General features: G+C 69.6%; 14 protein-coding genes. 7 read left to right on the top strand and 7 right to left on the bottom strand.

The genetic code is table 11. The features are described 5' to 3' along the window. Positions 1-19: 19 nt before the first annotated feature. Positions 20-3,214, bottom strand: a complete 3,195-nt coding sequence (locus RALTA_RS16250) for a bifunctional diguanylate cyclase/phosphodiesterase (protein WP_012354959.1) — start codon at positions 3,212-3,214, stop codon at positions 20-22. Positions 3,215-3,475: 261 nt separating this feature from the next. Between RALTA_RS16250 and RALTA_RS16245 the strand changes: the two genes are divergently transcribed. Beyond that, positions 3,476-5,491: a sensor domain-containing diguanylate cyclase gene (locus tag RALTA_RS16245; RefSeq protein WP_012354958.1), complete on the top strand. Its 2,016-nt coding sequence runs from the start codon at positions 3,476-3,478 to the stop codon at positions 5,489-5,491. On the opposite strand, the gene RALTA_RS16240 is transcribed toward RALTA_RS16245, so the two are convergent. Then, the gene (locus tag RALTA_RS16240; protein ID WP_012354957.1) at positions 5,485-5,859 is read right to left on the bottom strand and encodes a hypothetical protein; all 375 of its coding nucleotides are present in this window, start codon (positions 5,857-5,859) and stop codon (positions 5,485-5,487) included. The genes RALTA_RS16245 and RALTA_RS16240 overlap by 7 nt on opposite strands. A gap of 320 nt (positions 5,860-6,179) precedes the next feature. Here RALTA_RS16240 and RALTA_RS16235 point away from each other — a divergent pair, with 320 nt between their 5' ends. Next, positions 6,180-6,530 carry a four-helix bundle copper-binding protein gene (locus RALTA_RS16235; protein ID WP_012354956.1) on the top strand — a complete coding sequence of 117 codons (351 nt, stop codon included), beginning with the start codon at positions 6,180-6,182 and terminating at the stop codon, positions 6,528-6,530. A gap of 33 nt (positions 6,531-6,563) precedes the next feature. Here RALTA_RS16235 and RALTA_RS16230 read toward each other — a convergent pair whose 3' ends face one another. Further along, complete coding sequence (locus tag RALTA_RS16230) at positions 6,564-7,448, bottom strand: LysR family transcriptional regulator (protein ID WP_012354955.1); 885 nt, start codon at positions 7,446-7,448, stop codon at positions 6,564-6,566. Positions 7,449-7,586: 138 nt separating this feature from the next. Here RALTA_RS16230 and fumC point away from each other — a divergent pair, with 138 nt between their 5' ends. Then, entirely contained in the window at positions 7,587-8,993 is a 1,407-nt protein-coding gene (gene fumC / locus RALTA_RS16225) for a class II fumarate hydratase (protein ID WP_012354954.1), read from the top strand. Positions 8,994-9,050: 57 nt separating this feature from the next. Here fumC and RALTA_RS16220 read toward each other — a convergent pair whose 3' ends face one another. Then, the gene (locus tag RALTA_RS16220) at positions 9,051-9,821 is read right to left on the bottom strand and encodes a ferredoxin--NADP reductase (RefSeq protein WP_025586169.1); all 771 of its coding nucleotides are present in this window, start codon (positions 9,819-9,821) and stop codon (positions 9,051-9,053) included. Between the two features lie 190 nt (positions 9,822-10,011). Then, positions 10,012-10,353: a hypothetical protein gene (locus RALTA_RS16215; protein WP_232347832.1), complete on the bottom strand. Its 342-nt coding sequence runs from the start codon at positions 10,351-10,353 to the stop codon at positions 10,012-10,014. A gap of 446 nt (positions 10,354-10,799) precedes the next feature. Between RALTA_RS16215 and RALTA_RS16210 the strand changes: the two genes are divergently transcribed. The 3 genes from RALTA_RS16210 to RALTA_RS16200 all read left to right on the top strand — a co-directional run bounded on the left by RALTA_RS16210 (position 10,800) and on the right by RALTA_RS16200 (position 13,668). Beyond that, complete coding sequence (locus RALTA_RS16210) at positions 10,800-12,113, top strand: MFS family transporter (RefSeq protein WP_012354951.1); 1,314 nt, start codon at positions 10,800-10,802, stop codon at positions 12,111-12,113. Positions 12,114-12,192: 79 nt separating this feature from the next. Continuing rightward, positions 12,193-13,110 carry a LysR family transcriptional regulator gene (locus tag RALTA_RS16205; protein ID WP_012354950.1) on the top strand — a complete coding sequence of 306 codons (918 nt, stop codon included), beginning with the start codon at positions 12,193-12,195 and terminating at the stop codon, positions 13,108-13,110. Between the two features lie 84 nt (positions 13,111-13,194). Further along, positions 13,195-13,668: an aminoacyl-tRNA deacylase gene (locus RALTA_RS16200; RefSeq protein ID WP_012354949.1), complete on the top strand. Its 474-nt coding sequence runs from the start codon at positions 13,195-13,197 to the stop codon at positions 13,666-13,668. Between the two features lie 81 nt (positions 13,669-13,749). Here RALTA_RS16200 and eutC read toward each other — a convergent pair whose 3' ends face one another. Both eutC and RALTA_RS16190 read right to left on the bottom strand, forming a co-directional pair. After that, positions 13,750-14,565, bottom strand: a complete 816-nt coding sequence (gene eutC, locus RALTA_RS16195) for an ethanolamine ammonia-lyase subunit EutC (protein ID WP_012354948.1) — start codon at positions 14,563-14,565, stop codon at positions 13,750-13,752. Between the two features lie 9 nt (positions 14,566-14,574). Continuing rightward, positions 14,575-15,957 carry an ethanolamine ammonia-lyase subunit EutB gene (locus RALTA_RS16190; RefSeq protein ID WP_012354947.1) on the bottom strand — a complete coding sequence of 461 codons (1,383 nt, stop codon included), beginning with the start codon at positions 15,955-15,957 and terminating at the stop codon, positions 14,575-14,577. 235 nt (positions 15,958-16,192) lie between these two features. On the opposite strand from RALTA_RS16190, the gene RALTA_RS16185 reads away from it, so the two are divergent. Then, on the top strand, positions 16,193-17,230 hold the full coding sequence (locus RALTA_RS16185) for an AI-2E family transporter (RefSeq protein ID WP_012354946.1): 1,038 nt from the start codon (positions 16,193-16,195) through the stop codon (positions 17,228-17,230). The last annotated feature ends 16 nt before the right edge of the window (positions 17,231-17,246 follow it).

Here is a 17,246-nt window from a genome sequence, read left to right as displayed (position 1 = left end):
TGCGGTGCGCCGGGTGCGATCAGGCCTGTTGCGGAGTGGACGCGGCCGGCGTGCCCGCGGTGCCGGGGACCGGTAACGGCTTGCGCAGCACATCGCGCAGCGCCTGCTGCGGCACGCCCTGGCTGAACAGGAAGCCCTGCAGCCCGTCGCATCCCTGGGCGCGCAGGAAGGCAAACTGCGCCTCGGTTTCCACCCCTTCGGCGATTACCTTGAGATGCAGCTGGTGCCCCAGCGCGATGATGGCCGCGGCCACGGCCTGGTCGTGGCCGGGGGTGTCCACGCCGTCGACGAAGGACTTGTCGATCTTGAGCCGGCTGATCGGCAGGCGGGTCAGGTAGTTGAGCCCGGAGTAGCCGGTGCCGAAATCGTCGATCGACAGCCCCACGCCCAATTCGCGCAGGCGGCGGAAGGTCTCGATGGTGGTCTCGCCGCCGTCGACCAGGATGCCCTCGGTGACTTCGATCACCAGCCCTTGCGGCGGCAAGCCGGCCTGCCGCAGGCAGCGCGCCACGGTGTCGGGGAAGTCGGCCTGGCGCAGCTGCAGCGGCGAGATATTGACGGCCACCTCCAGCTCGCGGCCCAGCTCCTCGCGCAGGGCCTGGATCTCGCGGCAGGCGGTGGACAGGGTCCATTCGCCGAGCGGCACCACCAGGCCGCTCTGCTCGGCAATGGGGATGAACTCGGCCGGCTGGATCACGCCGCGTTCGGCGGTCTCCCAGGTAATCAGCGCCTCGACCGCGGGGATGGTCAGCGTGGCGGTATCGACGATCGGCTGGTAGCGCAGCCGGAATTCGTTGCCGGCCAGCGCGCGCCCCAGCAGGCCTTCGATGGTGAAGCGCGCCAGCGAGGCCTCGGCCATGGCGCTGGCAAACCGGCACAGGCGCGCGCGCCCGCCCTGCTTGGCGGCGTACACGGCGGAGTCGGCGGACTTGAGCAGCTCGGTCAGCGTGTCGCCATCGTCCGGAAAGACCGCCATGCCGACCGACGGCGTCACCCGCAGGCGCTGGCCGCCGGCCACCAGCTCTTCATTGACGCGCGCCTGGATCTTGGCGGCGATCAGTTCCGCCTCGCTGTCGTGGCGCAGGCCGCCCAGCACCACGCCGAACTCGTCGCCGCCCATGCGCGCCACCAGGTCGCCCTGGCGCACCGTGCCCTTGATGCGGTCGGCCATGGTGCGCAGCACGTCGTCGCCCACCGGGTGGCCGAGCGAATCGTTGATGCGCTTGAAGTGGTCCAGGTCGAGCAGCAGCAGCGCCACGCGCTCGCCGCGGGTGCGTGCTTGCAGCAGCAGGGCCTGGGCGCGCTCGCCCAGCTCGGCGCGGTTGGGCAGGCCGGTCAGCGGATCGTGCAGCGCGAGGTGGCGGATGTACTCGTCCACGCGCAGGCGCTCGGTCAGGTCATAGCCGATCGCCTGGTAGCCGGCGGCCACCGTTGCCTGCGCCGGCACGGGCAACGCGGACACCGCGAGCCGCACCGGCATGCGCGAGCCGCCCTTGCGCACCCAGGTCCATTCGCGTTCATCGGTCAGCCCCAGCCGCGGCTTGGCCAGCAGCGCGGGCAGCCCCGGCGCCACCGGCGCACCCAGCTCGGCGCTCAGCGCGCGCGCGTGGTCGGCCAGTTCGGCCGCGACATGCAGCCCGGTCACCGGCATGTGGCCGACCAGTTCGGTGCTGCTGTACCACAGCATGCGCTGGCCGGCCGCGTTGATGCCGGTGATCAGGCCGTCCTCGTCGAAGGTGATGACGCAGAACGCGGCGTGGTCAAGCAGGCCGGCATAGCGCGCCGCCTGCATCGCGGCGGCGTCCTGCGCGCGCCGCTCGGGCGCAAGGTCGGTAACCGTCCACAGCCAGTGGGACGCGGCGCCTTCGGCGGCGGGCAGCCGCGCCGCGCTGACACGCAGCGCAAAGCGGTCGCCGTCGGCGCGCAGTCCCGCCAGTTCGCGGCGGATCGCGGAACCTGCCGCGGCGTCCGCGGGGACCACGCCGGTGGCGCCGGGAATCAGCGCGTCCAGGCTGCGTCCGGCCAGGCGCGTGGCATTGGTGCCGAACAATTGCCCGGCGCGCTCGCTGGCGCGCACCACCACGCCATGCGCATCGGTCACGACGAAGCCGTCGGCGGATTGCGCCAGGCAGGCCTGCAGCATGGCGCTGTCGTCTTCCCAGGCGTGCACGGCGCGGGCCTCGCGCTGCCGCGCGGCGCGGCCCTGGCGCGCCAGCGCATAAGTCAGCCAGGCCAGCAGCAGCGTCGCCAGGCCCCCCGCGGCCGGCACCAGCAAAGCGGGCCGCGGCCCATGCGCGGCTTCGAAGGCGGGACGGGTGGCGGCGCGCAGCGTCCAGCTGCGGCCGCCATAGTGGAACTGGCGCTCGCCCTGCAGCAGCGGGGCGCTGCCGTCTTCGCGCAGCTCGCCTTCGGTGGGGCCGCCCGACAGCAGCGCGCCGGCGGCGGCGGGGCCGCCCTCGTGCAGCGACAGCTCGAGTTCGTTCGATGCCGAGGCCCCGACCGCGCGCATCAGGTCGCCCAGCCGCAATGACAGGTAGACGTAGCCCAGCACGGCCTCGCGCCGCTGCGCCACCGTGCTGAGCGGGGCACCGGCGCCATAGACCGGCAGGAACACCAGCGCACCGCGCTGGCGCGCCACGGCTTCGGGCTCGCCGATCGGGTCCAGGCCGGCGCTCAGGCGCGGCTCGCCGCTGTCGCGCGCGGCTTCGAGCGCGGCCCTGCGGGTGGGCTCGGACAGCATGTCGAAACCCGCGACGCGCATGCTGCGCCCGTCCAGCGGATCGATGTAGAGAATGGGCGCGTACAGCGCGCGCGCGCCGGCGGGATGGATGCTGTAATCGGCCAGGCCGTCGGCGCGCGCGGCCTGCACCAGCCGGGGCACCTGCTGCGGCGTGGTGAGCGGCGCGTAGCCGATGGCCTGGGTGCCGGCCGGCAGGTCGTCGCGCTGCGCGGTATAGAGGTAGTTGCGCCATTGCGCGCGCGAGGCGCCAGGATTGGCGGTCATCACCGCGGCCACGCCGCGCAGCAGCCGTTCGTTCTCCTGCATGCGCTCGCGCAGCGCGCTGCCGGCCTGCGCCAGCAGCGCATCGAAGTGCTGCTGGGCGGCATGGCGCTCGAGCCGGTCGGCCTGCAGCCATGCCCCCGCCGTCAGCATCGCGCCGCCGGCCGCGACCAGCAAGGACAACAGGGCGGGGGAAAGCGAAGTCAGTCTCATGGTCGGTGGGTTCCGGCATGCGGCAGGGGCACTTCCCCTGCGCAGGCATGCCGCCACGCGGCCAGCCCTCGCCTTAGCGGGGGACTATACCGTGGCGCAGGCAGCGCGCACAGCCCCGCCGCGGCATGGCACCGCGCGCGGGGAAATGCCGGATGCCCCGCGAGGGCGGGGGTATGGTAGGGTTGCACCCGAGACTCGACCTGCAGGTTGCGACAAGCTCGCGCTCTTCCTCGCGGCCCTTGCGCCCCCCTTGCACCCGACATGCCCGTTTACACGCCCACGCTGAAAGCGCGCATTGCGATCATCACCACCGTGCTGGCCGCGGTGTTCGGCACCGGCATCATACTGATCGCCCTGTATGACGCGCACAGCGATCTGCACGATGCGCTCGAAGGCCAGCAGGATTCCGTGGTCAAGCTGACCGCCAACCAGCTCGACACGGCCATGAACGACCGTATCCAGCTGCTGTCGCACCAGGCCGACCGGCTCGGCGGCCTGATGGCGCAGGCGCACGGCGCGCACGCCGCCGCGATGCGGCAGCGCGCGCTGCAGGCGCTGTCCGACGCGATCCCGGTGCCGGCGGCGTTCAACGCGCTGCTGGTTGCCGACCAGCACGGCAATGTCCTCAGCGACCAGGGCGCCGGCGCCGAAGTCCGCGACCGCGACTACTTCCGCGAGGCCACGCGCACGCTGGCCCCGGTGGTATCGCCGCCGATCCGCTCGCGCACCAGCGGCCAGATGGGCGTGCTGGTTTCGGTGCCGGTGCTGTCGCCGCAGCGCAGCTTCCTGGGCCTGGTGGGCGGCTGGCTGGACCTGTCCAGCGCCAACTTCCTGGTCGACATCCTGCACAACCGCCTCGGCACCACCGGCTACTACTGCCTGGTATCCGCGGGCCGCGAGCCCGTCTACGTGCGCCATCCCGACCCCGCCCAGGCCCGCCAGCCGGCCCGGCCAGTGGGCGACACCTGCGGCGAGGACGACAGCCCGGCGCCGCTGGAATTCCTGACGCCGGCGCGGCCGGTGATTGCGCGCCATCTGATGTCGACCACCGGCTGGGAACTGGTGGCGCTGCTGCCGGCGCGCGAGGCCTACGCCCCGCTGCGGCAGATGCAGCAGCGCTTTCTCGGCATGGCCGGGGTGGCGATGGCCGGGGTGGCGCTGCTGATCTGGCTGGCAGTGCGGCGCCAGCTGACGCCGCTGTCGCGCCTGCACCGGGTGGTGCTGGCCAGCGCCAACGACTTGTCCGCCTTCGAGCGGCTGCCCACGCGGCAGCAGCGCGACGAAATCGGCGACCTGACGCGCGCCTTTATCAAGCTGATGCGCGACGTGCGCGAGCGCCGCCAGGCGCTGGACCGCAGCGAGCGGCGGCTGCGCGCGGTGACCGACACGCTGCCGTCGCTGCTGGCCTTCGTCGATACCGACGCGCGCTATGTGTTCAACAACCTGGCCTATGAGCGCGTGTTCGGCCTGAAGCCCGAAGAACTGCGCGGCAAACCCATGCGCGAGGTGCTGGGCGAAGCCCGCTTCGCGCACGTGCGGCCGTACCTGGAACGCGCGCTGGCCGGCAGCGCGGTGATCTTCGAAACCGAGGACGAGGTCCCCGTCTACCACTGCATGGAAACCAGCCTGCGCCCGGAATGGAGCGCCGACGGCAGCGAAGTGGTGGGCGTGCATGTCCACGTGCAGGACATCACCCAGCGCAAGCTCGAGACCCAGCGCCTGGCGCGCATGTCGCGCACCGACCACCTGACGCAGCTGCTCAACCGCAGCGCCTTCGAAGGCCAGCTGCACGCGGCCATGGCGCGCAGCCGCGAGCAGGGCACGCTGATGGCGCTGCTGTATCTCGACATGGACCGCTTCAAGGCAGTCAACGATATCCACGGCCACGCCGCCGGCGACCTGCTGCTGCAGGACTTTGCCCAGCGCGTGCGCCGCTGCGTGCGTGACAGCGATACCGTGGCCAGGCTTGGCGGCGACGAGTTCGCGGTGGTGCTGGAAGACCTGCCGCAGGCAGGCGCCGCGCGCCGGGTCGCGCAAGCGATCCTGCAGGCGATGGATGCGCCGTTCCGCTTCGAAGGCGTGCACGCCGACGTCGACGTCAGCATCGGCGTAGCGCTGTATCGCGGCGGCGCCGCGCAGGAGCACGAGCTGATGCGGCTCGCGGACGTGCTGCTATACCGCGCCAAGGGCGCGGGCCGCGGCCGCTACGAGATCGGCCCGCCCGAACTGGCGGACGCGCCCAGCGCGCAGCCGGCGGGGCCGCCCGCGGCTCAGTGAAGGGTGCCCGCGGGCTTGTCCGGCACCGCCCCGGCCGCGCCCTCGGGCTCGAACGGCACGTGGCGGCCGTCGCTGGACTGGTAGCCAAGCTGTGCGTCGGCGCCGAGCATCTTTTCCCAGGCGATCATGGCCTGGGCGACGGCCTCGGGCGCGCCCTTGAACACCACCACGTCATTGCCGCAGCCCGGGCATTCGCCCCCGAACACCGCGTCGATGCCGGGCAGGCCTGGCACGTCGAGCGTGTCGAACTGCGCGAACGCGGTCTTGCAGTGCCCGCAGACCAGCTGGGCGGGGCGCAAGGCCTCGATCTTTGCGCGTGCCTGTGCCGCACGCTCCTCGGGAGTACCCCGCCGTTTTGCCTCGCCCATGATGTCCTTCCTTCCCCGTGCTGCCGGTGTGTGTTTGCAGCGGCCGGCCGGTCTGGCCGGTGCCGTGACTGTTAGATGCGCAATGCCGGCCGGTGGTGCCCCGGACCGTCGCGCAGGTGACGGCAGCGCTGCCTGTGTGCCGCCGCCTGCCTGCCGCGCTATCCGGCATTGTAACCAGCACCAAGCAGCAAATACCGGGCCGACAGGATGCTGCAGCGCCTGCTATTGTGGATAACGATGCCCCGAGCGCACGCAGATGCGCCGCCTGCCGCTCCGGGGCATGCCGGTTCCATCCACCTACCCCCCAAGGAGGACGTTCCATGATCCGACCCACCGTGCAGGAAAACGCCGCCCGCTACGCCGACTGCATTGCCGCCTGCAATGCCGCGGCGGCGGCGGCCCTGAAGTGCGCGGCCGCGTGCCTGGAAGAACAGGACGTGCGCAAGATGGCGCGCTGCATTGCGCTGGACATGGATTGCGCCGGCATCGCCCAGCTGGCCGCGTCGTACATGCTGCGCAACAGCGAGTTCGCGCCGCTGGTGTGCGAGGACTGCGCCGAAGTCTGCAAGTGGTGCAAGGAAGAATGCGAACGCCATGACGCCGAGCACTGCCAGGAATGTGCGCGCGCCTGCGCCGTGTGCATGGAGCAGTGCCTGAAAATGACGGCGTAGCGCCGGCGCCCGGCGCGCCGGGGTGGCGCCCGCTCAGCCTGCGCCGCGCCCCTGCGCGGGCGGCGTGTCCGCCAGCGCGGCAAACGCATCGATCAGCCGCGCGCCGCGCCGCTCGCGCAGGCAATACAGGTATTCGTGCAGGCACGGCGAAGCATCGGTGAAGCCCAGCACGCGCAGGTCGGGATGGCTTGGCACTTCGTGCCGGGCGATCACCGAAACCCCCAGGTTGCGGATCACCGCTTCGCGGATCGACTCCCGGCTGCCGATTTCCATCTGCGCCGCCGGGCTGACGCGCGCCTGCGCCAGCATGTCCTCGGTGGCGATGCGCGTGGTCGACCCCAGCTCGCGCATCAGCAGCCGGCAGCCCGCCAGCGCGCTCACCGGCACTTCGGTATGGCCGGCCAGCGCATGGGTGCGGTGCACCACCAGCATCAGCGGATCGACGCCGAGCAGCATGCGCGACAGGCGCGCGTCGTCGACGCGCTGCGACGAGGTGGCAAGGTCGACGCGGTACTCCTGCAGCGCCTCCAGCACCTCCTGCGAATTGCCGGTGACCACGCTCACGTCGATCGCCGGGAACCGCTCGCTGAAGCGGCGGATCAGTTCCAGCACGTAGTACGGCGCGGTGGCGCCCACGCGCAGGCTGCCGGTGCGCAGGTCGCCCGAATGGCGCAGGAAGAAGTCGATCTCGGTTTCCTGCTGCACCAGCGCCTCGACCCGCGGCAACAGTGCCAGTCCGGCGTCGGACAACGCCAGCCGGCGCCCGCCGCGATGGAACAGTTCCACCCCGTAGGCCTCTTCCAGCGCGCGGATCTGCGCGGTGATGGTGGGCTGGGACAGGCCCAGGCGCTTGGCCGCCTGCGTGACGCTGCCGATGCGGGCCACCATGAAGAAGGATTTGAGCTGGGCGATGAGCATGCGGCGGGACAGATTGCGAACGCCGGCCACGCGGCAGGACGGCCGGGCGCGGGCACCCGCCATGGCGAAGCGGTATTCTAATGGACCGCACCACGTCCTCCGGCCCAGCCGCCCGCCGCCTTGCCAAGGAGTCAACCCATGCCTGCCCCGTCCACCGCCGCCACCCGCATCGAAAAAGACAGCCTGGGCGATGTGCCCGTGCCCGCCGACCATCTGTGGGGGGCGCAAACCGAACGCTCGCGCCAGAACTTCCGCATCGGCACCGAAAAGATGCCGCCCGCGCTGATCGAGGCCTTTGCCATCCTGAAGCTGTGCGCGGCGCGCGCCAACGGCGAACTGGGCGTGCTGCCGCCCGAACTCGCGCATGCCATCGAGCAGGCCGCCGCCGAAGTCATTGAAGGCCGCTGGCCCGACGAGTTCCCGCTGTCGGTGTGGCAGACCGGTTCCGGCACGCAGACCAACATGAACCTGAACGAGGTCATCGCCAACCGCGCGATCCAGCTGCTGGGCGGCGAGGTCGGCAGCAAGACCCCGGTGCATCCCAACGACCACGTCAACGCCAGCCAGTCGTCGAACGACAGCTTTCCCACCGCGATGCACATCGCCGCCACGCGTGCGATCCAGCAGGAACTGCTGCCCGCGCTGGAGCAGTTGCAGCAGACCTTCGCGCGCAAGGTCGAAGCTTTTGCCGATATCGTCAAGGTCGGCCGCACGCACCTGCAGGACGCGGTGCCGCTGACGCTGGGGCAGGAGTTCTCCGGCTACATGGCGCAGGTGGCCGATGCCCAGTCGCGCCTGCAGCAGGCCATGCTGCGCGCGATGCCGGTGGCGCAGGGCGGCACCGCGGTGGGCACCGGCCTGAACGCGCCGCACGGCTTTGCCGCTGCCTTTGCACGCGCGCTGGCCGACTACACCGGCCTGCCGTTCGAGCCCGCGCCCAACCGCTATGCACTGCAGGCCGCGCACGACGCGCTGGCCGACCTGTCGGGCGCGCTCAACACCACCGCGTCGTCATTCCTGAAGATCGCGCGCGACTTCATGCTGCTGGGCTCCGGCCCGCGCGCCGGCTTTGCCGAGCTGGTGCTGCCGGCCAACGAGCCGGGCTCGTCGATCATGCCGGGCAAGGTCAACCCGACCCAGGCCGAGGCGCTGGCGATGGTGTGTTGCCGGGTGATCGGCAACCACACAACGGTCACGCTGGCGAACGGGCTGGGTACGCTGGAGCTGAACGCCTACAAGCCGGTGATCATCTACAGCCTGCTGCAATCGGTCAGCCTGCTGGCGGGCGCGGCCGCGAGCTTTGCCGAGCATATGGTCGAGGGTGTCGAGGCCGACCGCGAACGCATCGCCGAGCTGCTGGAGCGCTCGCTGATGCCGGTGACCGCGCTCAACCCGCATATCGGCTACGACCGCGCCGCGGAAATCGCCAAGCTGGCGGTCAAGCGCAACCTGTCGCTGCGCGAGGCGGCGATCGCCTCGGGGCATGTCACCGAGGCGCAGTTTGCCGAGTGGATCGACCTGAAGGGGATGACGCGCGAGGTGTAGCGCGCTGGGGATACAACAGGGGCGCCCGGCGCGGAATCGCGCCGGGGCGGACTGGCGTCAGCCGACGAAGGCCTTTTCCAGCACGAAATGGCCGGGGTGGCTCATATTGCCTTCGGCAAAGCCGCGCGCTTCCAGGATGGCGCGCACGTCCTTGAGCATATCGGGGCTGCCGCACAGCATGATGCGGTCGTTCTCGGTCGAGAACGGCGCCATGTCCAGGCGCTCGAACAGCTCGCCGGAGGCGATCAGGTCGGTGATGCGGCCGCGGTTGTCGAACTCTTCGCGCGTCACGGTCGGGAAGTACACCAGCTTCTCGCGCACCATTTCGCCCAGGTGCTCGTGCTGTGGCAGGTGTTCCTGGATCAGTTCGCGGTAGGCCAGTTCTTCGACGAAGCGGCAGGTGTGGGTCAGCACGACCCGGTCGTAGCGCTCGTAGACGTCGGGGTCGCGGATGATCGACAGGAACGGCGCCAGGCCGGTGCCGGTGGCGAGCAGCCACAGGGTCTTGCCGGGCAGCAGGTTGTCCACCAGCAGCGTGCCGGTCGGCTTCTTGCCGACATAGATCTGGTCGCCTTCGCGCAGATGCTGCAGGCGCGAGGTCAGCGGGCCGTCGGGCACCTTGATGCTGAAGAATTCCAGCGTCTCTTCATAGTTGGCGCTGGCAATGCTGTAGGCGCGCAGCAGCGGGCGGCCGTTCACCTCCAGGCCGACCATGGCGAACTGGCCGTTTTCAAAGCGGAACCCGGGGTCGCGCGTGCAGGTGAAGCTGAAAAGGGTGTCGGTCCAGTGGTGGACGGAAAGGATGGATTGCTGGTTCAGATTGCTCATGGCAAGACGCGGAATGCAGCGCAACGGCGCGCCAAAAAACGGCTGGAAGGAAGCGATCTTAACGCAAGCCCCCGGTCGGCGCAGGCGGAGCCTGTAACGCCAGCAAGGGATTAGCGCCCACTCCTCTCGAATGAGACGACGTCATCACATCAACGTCCGAGGCTTGGGCCTGACCAGCCAGGTTCAGGCTTCACCCACCGGGCGTGAGCGCGCCGGACAGTTCGCAGCGCTGGCGCGCCAGCGCTTCGCGCGAGTAGCCATGGCGCACGCGCAGCTGGTGCTCCACGGCGTCCGCCTGGTCCAGGCAGGCGAACACCAGGTCGTCCTTGACGCGTTGCGACACACCCTTCAGGCGCGGCGCCTCGTACGCGACCTGGCGCGCGCGGCAGCGCAGGAACAGCAGGGTTTCCTGGGAGGCAATGATGAGCTGGTCGTGCTCGATCCGCTTGCATTCGACCAGGTCCTGGGCATAAACGCCGGCGCCGGCAAAGAACAAAGGCAGGCACAGCCATCGGCGCAGCGAGCGGTGCATGGCAAACGGGGGCGCAGAAGGCCAGTTGAGGGTCCGGCTCGAATCATTGCCCAGACCCGCGCACAGTGCAAGCCGCAGTGCGCGCAACAACGCATTGCGCGTGCGCGGAACGGTGTCAAATTCGGTTTTCAGTGTCCATTTAACGGAACAATCGCCCGCGAAGCCTGTTAGCTTCGTCGCCGCTCACGGAAATGCTGCGCCGCAGCACATCGCAGGGGGTGGGCAGGCCGGCCCGTTGCCGCTACGCTGATGCCAATAGCGCCGCAGTTCGCGCCAGATCACGCCCCAGACCGACGGGCTTGTCGCCCGGCCTGCCCCCGTGTGTTCCCCTTTGCCGCTTCCCCGTCTCCCGTCAGGCGGCCCCGGTTACGGCATCCCCCGCCCCGTACTGCGCAGCGCGACCCCTCCGCGGCGGCTTGCACCGCCCTGACTGCCAAGACCACAACATGACCGATCTCACCGCTACCTCAGCCCAGACGGCGTCGCCCGACCGTGAAGACGTGCGCAAGCGCGTCTATGCCATCGTCGCCGCCTCGTCGGGCAACCTGGTCGAATGGTTCGACTTCTATGTGTACGCCTTCTGCGCGATCTACTTCGCGCCCTCGTTCTTCCCCAAGTCCGATCCCACCGCGCAGCTGCTCAATACCGCCGGCGTGTTCGCCGCCGGCTTCCTGATGCGGCCCATCGGCGGCTGGCTGTTCGGCACCATTGCCGACCGCCACGGCCGCAAGAACTCGATGCTGATCTCGGTGGTGATGATGTGCGCCGGCTCGCTGCTGATCGCCTGCCTGCCCACCCATGCCAGCATCGGCAACTGGGCCCCGGCGCTGTTGCTGCTGGCGCGGCTGATCCAGGGCCTGTCCGTCGGCGGAGAATACGGCACCACCGCCACCTATATGAGCGAGGTGGCGTTGCGCGGCCGGCGCGGCTTTTTCTCGTCGTTCCAGTACGTGACGCTGATCGGCGGCCAGTTGCTGGCGGTGCTGGTGGTGGTGATCCTGCAGCAGCTGCTGGATGAGGCGCAGCTGAAGGCGTGGGGCTGGCGCATTCCGTTCGTGGTCGGCGCCGTCACCGCGGTGGTGGCCCTGTTCCTGCGCCGCACGCTGCACGAGACCTCGTCCGCCGCCAGCCGCGGCAGCAAGGAAGCCGGCAGCGTGGCCGGGCTGTTCCGGCACCACAAGGCGGCGTTCTTCACCGTGCTGGGCTACACCGCCGGCGGCTCGCTGATTTTCTACACCTTCACCACCTACATGCAGAAGTACCTCGTCAACACGGCCGGCATGTCGATCAAGACCGCCAGCTACGTGATGACCGGCTGCCTGTTCCTGTACATGTGCATGCAGCCGCTGTTCGGCGCCCTGTCGGACCGCATCGGCCGGCGCCGCAACATGCTGCTGTTCGGCGCGCTGGGCACGCTGTGCACGGTACCGATCCTGAGCGCGCTGCGCACGGTCACCAGCCCGGGACTGGCCTTCGTGCTGATCGCCGCGGCGCTGGCCATCGTCAGCTTCTACACCTCGATCAGCGGCATCGTGAAGGCCGAGATGTTCCCGCCCGAGGTGCGCGCGCTGGGGGTCGGCCTGGCCTATGCCATTGCCAACGCGATCTTCGGCGGCTCGGCCGAATATGTCGCGCTCGGCATGAAGACGCTGGGCCACGAAACCGCGTTCTACTGGTACGTGAGTGCGATGATGGCGATTGCCTTCTGCGTCAGCCTGCGCCTGCCGCGCCAGGCCAGGTACCTGCACCACGAGCACTGAGGCATTGCCCGCGGCGCCATGCCGCCGGCATGGCAATATACGGGGGCTGTCACCGCCCCCGTCTTTTCCCGATCACCCCATGGACCTGAACGCCCTGCGCCTGTTCGTCGACATCGTCGACGCCGGCAACCTGAGCGCGGCCGCGCGCAAGCTCAAGATGACGCGCGCCAATGTCAGCTACCGGCTCAAGGCGCTGGAGGAAGAGCTGGGCGTGCAGCTGCTGCGCCGGACCACGCGCCATGTCGAACCGACGCCGGTGGGCGCCGGGCTGTACGAGCACGGCCGCAATATCCTGGGCGAGGTCGCGGCGGCCAATGCGCTGATCAGCAATATGGGCAAGAGCCTGCAAGGCCATGTGCGGCTGTCGGTGCCCACCGGGCTGGGCCATTCGCTGCTGTCGCCGCTGCTGGTGCGGTTCAAGCAGCGCTACCCGGACATCACGCTCGACGTGGTGTTCGACAACCGCGTGCACAACCTGGTGTCCGAAGACGTGGAGGTGGCGCTGCGCATCATCTCGACACCGCCGGATTCGGTCGTGGCCACCGAGATCGGCGTAGTCGACTGGATCGTCTGCGCCTCGCCCGCGTATCTAGCGGGGCACCCGGCGCCGCATGCACTGGCGGGACTGCGGTCGCATGCGATCGTGTGCGCGTCACCGGTAGGGCAGAAGCTCAAGGCGTCAGGTTCGCGCGAGGGCAGCGACGACGTGCGCGAACAGGTGGTGCTCGAGCCCACGCTGAGCTCGGAGAATTTTGCCTTCCTGAAAGAGGCGGTGCTGGCCGGCCTGGGCGTCGGCATCTTTCCGCTCTATGCGATCGGCGCGGAACTGGACCACGGCGCGCTGGTGCCATTGCTGTCCGACTACCGCATCAGCGTGTTCGGCAGCAAGCTCTACATGCTGACCCTGCCCAACCGCTACCAGACCCTGGCCACGCGCTACCTGCTCAACTTCCTGAAGACCGAACTGCAGGCAGTGTGGCCGCGGCTGCACCGCTAGCCGCATGCCGTCAGCCTGGCGCGGGCGCACTATAGTAGGAGCACAAGGATAAACCGTCGGCGCATACGGAACCAAGGAGCAACCATGGCCCTGGCTAGCACGCTCGCAAACTGCCTGAGCAGCAAGAACACCCGCTACGACATCATCCGCCACCCCTACACCCTGAGCAGCATGGCCACGGCAGAGGCCGCGCACGTGCCCGGGGACCGGCTGGCCAAGACGCTGTTGCTGGAGGATGAACGCGGCTACGTCGCCGCTGTGATCCCTTCGAGCCATCACCTGCAGATGGCCGCCATCTGCGAACAGACCGGGCGCAACCTGGTGCTGGCGCACGAGGACGAGATCCGCGAGATATTCAAGGATTGCGACCTCGGCGCGATTCCGCCGGTGGCGATGGCATACGGCATGCAGACTTATGTGGACGACAGCCTGATGCAGCAGCCCGAAGTGTATTTCGAGGGCGGCGACCACCAGGACCTGGTGCACATGAGCGGCGACCAGTTCAAGCAGCTGATGTCGGATGCGGGGCATGGGCAGTTCTCGCGCCGCATGATGTAGGTGGTGCGACGGCAACGGCCACCATGCGGGTCGCGGCCCGCGTGGTGGCCGTTTTTCGTTTTCAGCGGATTGGAGCGGTCTTCAGCGGAGCTCTGGCCTTGGCCCGGCGCTGCCGGTCGGCAATGCCGGCGCGCTGTCGTCCTTCAGGTCCACGCCCGAGCGCCCGAGCGCCGCGGCACCGCGCAGCAGGAACACCAGCCGGTCGGCGGCCTGCGCGTAGGACAGCCCTTCCGGGCGCACGTTGGAGATGCAGTTGCGCTCGGCATCGGTGCGGCCGACGCGCGGCGCATGGGTCAGGTAGATGCCCAGGCTGTCGGGCGAACTCAGCCCGGGCCGCTCGCCGATCAGCATCACCACCTGGCGCGCGCCGAGGCGCTCGCCGATCTCGTCGCCCAGCGCCACGCGCGACTGCTCGGCCACCACCACGGGACCGAGCTGCCAGTCCTGCGGCAGGCGCTGGCGCGCCGCCTGTAGCAGCGGCAGCGCATGGCACTGCGTGGCCAGCGCGGACAGGCCATCGGCAATCACGAACACCACGTCCGGCGCCTGCTGCGGCCGTGTTGCATCCAGCCGCGCGCGGCTGGCTTGGTCCAGGCGACGGCCCAGGTCGGGGCGGCGCAGGTAGTGCTCGCGGTCGGGCGCGGCGCTGTGCACGGCCACGTGCGGCAGCCCTGCCGCATCCAGCGCCGTGGCGACGGCATCCACGTCCAGCGCCAGGTGCACCGCATCGCGCGCCTGCGCATGGGCCAGGCCGAAAGCCAGCACGGCGTCGGTGGGCTGGCTGTGGCCGGTGCGGCCCAGCGCGATGCGCGCGCGCGTGAAGCGGCGCAGCCGTTGCCACGGGTCGGCTTCGGCCGCGGGGTCGGGACGGACGGGAGCCTGGCGTTTGGCTGTCATCTCGGCGCCTTACAAGGTGTGGGCCATCTGCAGCAGCGGCTGGCGCGCCGCGGGCTCCAGCAGCCGGCCCGCGCCATCGGCAATGCCAATGCGCTGCAGCCAGGCCTCGAACTCCGGCGCCGGACGCAGCCCCAGCACTTCGCGCAGGTACAGCGCATCGTGGAACGAGGTGCTCTGGTAGTTCAGCATGATGTCGTCGGCGCCGGGGACGCCCATGATGAAGTTGATGCCGGCCACGCCGAACAGCGTCAGCAGCGTATCCATGTCGTCCTGGTCGGCCTCGGCATGGTTGGTGTAGCAGACGTCGCAGCCCATCGGCACGCCCATCAGCTTGCCGCAGAAGTGGTCTTCCAGACCGGCGCGGATAATCTGCTTGCCGTCGTACAGGTACTCCGGCCCGATAAAGCCCACCACGGTATTGACCAGCAGCGGCGAGAACGCGCGCGCCACCGCATAGGCGCGCGCCTCCATGGTCTGCTGGTCGACGCCGTGGTGCGCGTCGGCCGACAGCGCGCTGCCCTGGCCGGTCTCGAAGTACATCAGGTTGTCGCCCACGGTGCCGCGCGCCAGCGCCTGCGCGGCGTCGTGCGCCTCGGCCAGCAGCGACAGGCTGATGCCGAAGGCCGCGTTGGCGCGCTCGCTGCCGGCCACGGACTGGAACACCAGGTCCACCGGCGCGCCCTGGCCGATCGCGCGCAGCGTGTTGGTGACATGGGTCAGCACGCACGACTGCGTGGGGATGTCGAAGCGGCTGCGCAGCTCATCGATCATGCGCAGCAGCGAGACGATCGCGCCCAGGTTGTCCGAGGCCGGATTGACGCCGATGGTGGCATCGCCGCAGCCATAGAGCAGCCCGTCGATGATCGACGCGGCGATGCCCTTGGGGTCGTCGGTCGGATGGTTGGGCTGCAGCCGCACCGCCAGCCGGCCCGGCAGCCCGACGGTGCTGCGAAAGCGCGTGACCACCTGGCACTTGCGCGCCACCGCGACCAGATCCTGGTTGCGCATCAGCTTGCTGACCGCCGCCGCCATCTCCGGCGTGATGCCCGGGGCGACACGCGCCAGCATGGCGCTGTCGGTCTCCTGCCGCAGCAGCCAGTTGCGCAGGTCGCCCACGGTGGTGGCATCGATCGCGGCAAAGGCGGCGGCGTCGTGGCGGTCGTGGATCAGGCGCGTGACCTCGTCTTCTTCATAGGGCACCAGCGCCTCGTTGAGGAAGCGCGTCAGAGGCACGTCGGCCAGCGCCAGCCTGGCCGCCATCCGCTCCTGTTCGCTTTGCGCGGCGAGGCCCGCGAGCGCATCACCGGAGCGCGCCGGGCTGGCCCTGGCCAGCAGCGTGCGCAGGTCGGCAAAGACGTGGCGGTGGTTGCCGATGGTATGGGTGTAGGCCATGCGTTGCGTTCCCAAGGCTTGGCGACAACAAGGACTACGCGGCGAACCACGGGCCGCGCACGATTCCCCCTAATATAGACAGCCTTTGCGTGTGCCGATATGCCAACATCGGCCCCACGTCGTGGCGCGAGGTCGCGGCGGCCGGGGGACCCAAGCCGCGGCTGACGCAGCCATTACATCTGGATCGGCGAGGATCCAGGAATTCCTTTCAGCAAATTGCATGCCGGAGACACCGATGAAAGACCCCGAACCGACCGCCACGCCGCGCCTGCCGCCGGCCGCGTGGTACAGCGTCGGCACCGTCGCCTACCTGCTGACCGCGCTGGCGCTCTGGACCGTGCTGCATGCCAACCTGGTCGCGGCGCTGCTGTCCGGGCTGCTGCTGTATTCGCTGGTGGACGTGCTGGCCCCGCGCCTGAAGCGGCTGCACCAGCGCCACGACGCGCTCGCCGTGGCGATCCTGTCGGCGCTGATCCTGCTGGGGCTGACGCTGGCGGGCTGGCTGCTGGTGCGCTTTGTCAGCGGCGAGGGCAATACCCTGGACGGCCTGCTCAACCACGTCGCCGACATCATCGACCGCTCGCGCGGGCAGCTGCCGCCGTGGCTCAGCGACGCGCTGCCCAACGGCGTCGACGAACTGGCCAACACGCTGATCGACACGCTGCGCGAGCACGCCGCGATGGCGCAGAAGCTGGGCGCCGAAGTGCTGCGCACGCTGGTGCATATCCTGATCGGGCTGGTGATCGGCGCGATGGTCGCGCTGTACCGCGCGGTGGCGCGCCCCAACCGGCGCCCGCTGGCCGCCGCGCTGGTGGCGCGGGCGCGCACGCTGCAGCAGGCGTTCTCGCAGTTCATCTTCGCGCAGATCCAGATCTCCACCATCAACACCGTGCTGACCGCGGTCTACCTGCTGCTGGTGCTGCCGCTGTTCGGCGTGCACCTGCCGCTGACCAAGACCCTGGTGGTGATCACCTTCGTGGCGGGGCTGCTGCCGGTGCTGGGCAACCTGATCTCGAACACGGCGATCGTGGTGGCCTCGCTGTCAGTGTCGCTGCCGATCGCGGTGGCATCGCTGGTGTTCCTGGTGGTGATCCACAAGCTCGAGTACTTCCTGAATGCGCGCATCATCGGCGCGCGCATCCAGGCCGCGGCGTGGGAACTGCTGATGGTGATGCTGCTGATGGAAACGCTGTACGGCATCCCGGGCGTGATCGCCGGGCCGATCTTCTATGCGTACCTGAAGCGCGAGCTCGCGGGCGCCGGGCTGGTCTGAAGGCAGTGGCCGGCAC

The organism is Cupriavidus taiwanensis LMG 19424 (genome assembly GCF_000069785.1).
Taxonomy (GTDB): domain Bacteria; phylum Pseudomonadota; class Gammaproteobacteria; order Burkholderiales; family Burkholderiaceae; genus Cupriavidus; species Cupriavidus taiwanensis.
This window is presented reverse-complemented; position numbering and strand designations above follow the sequence as displayed.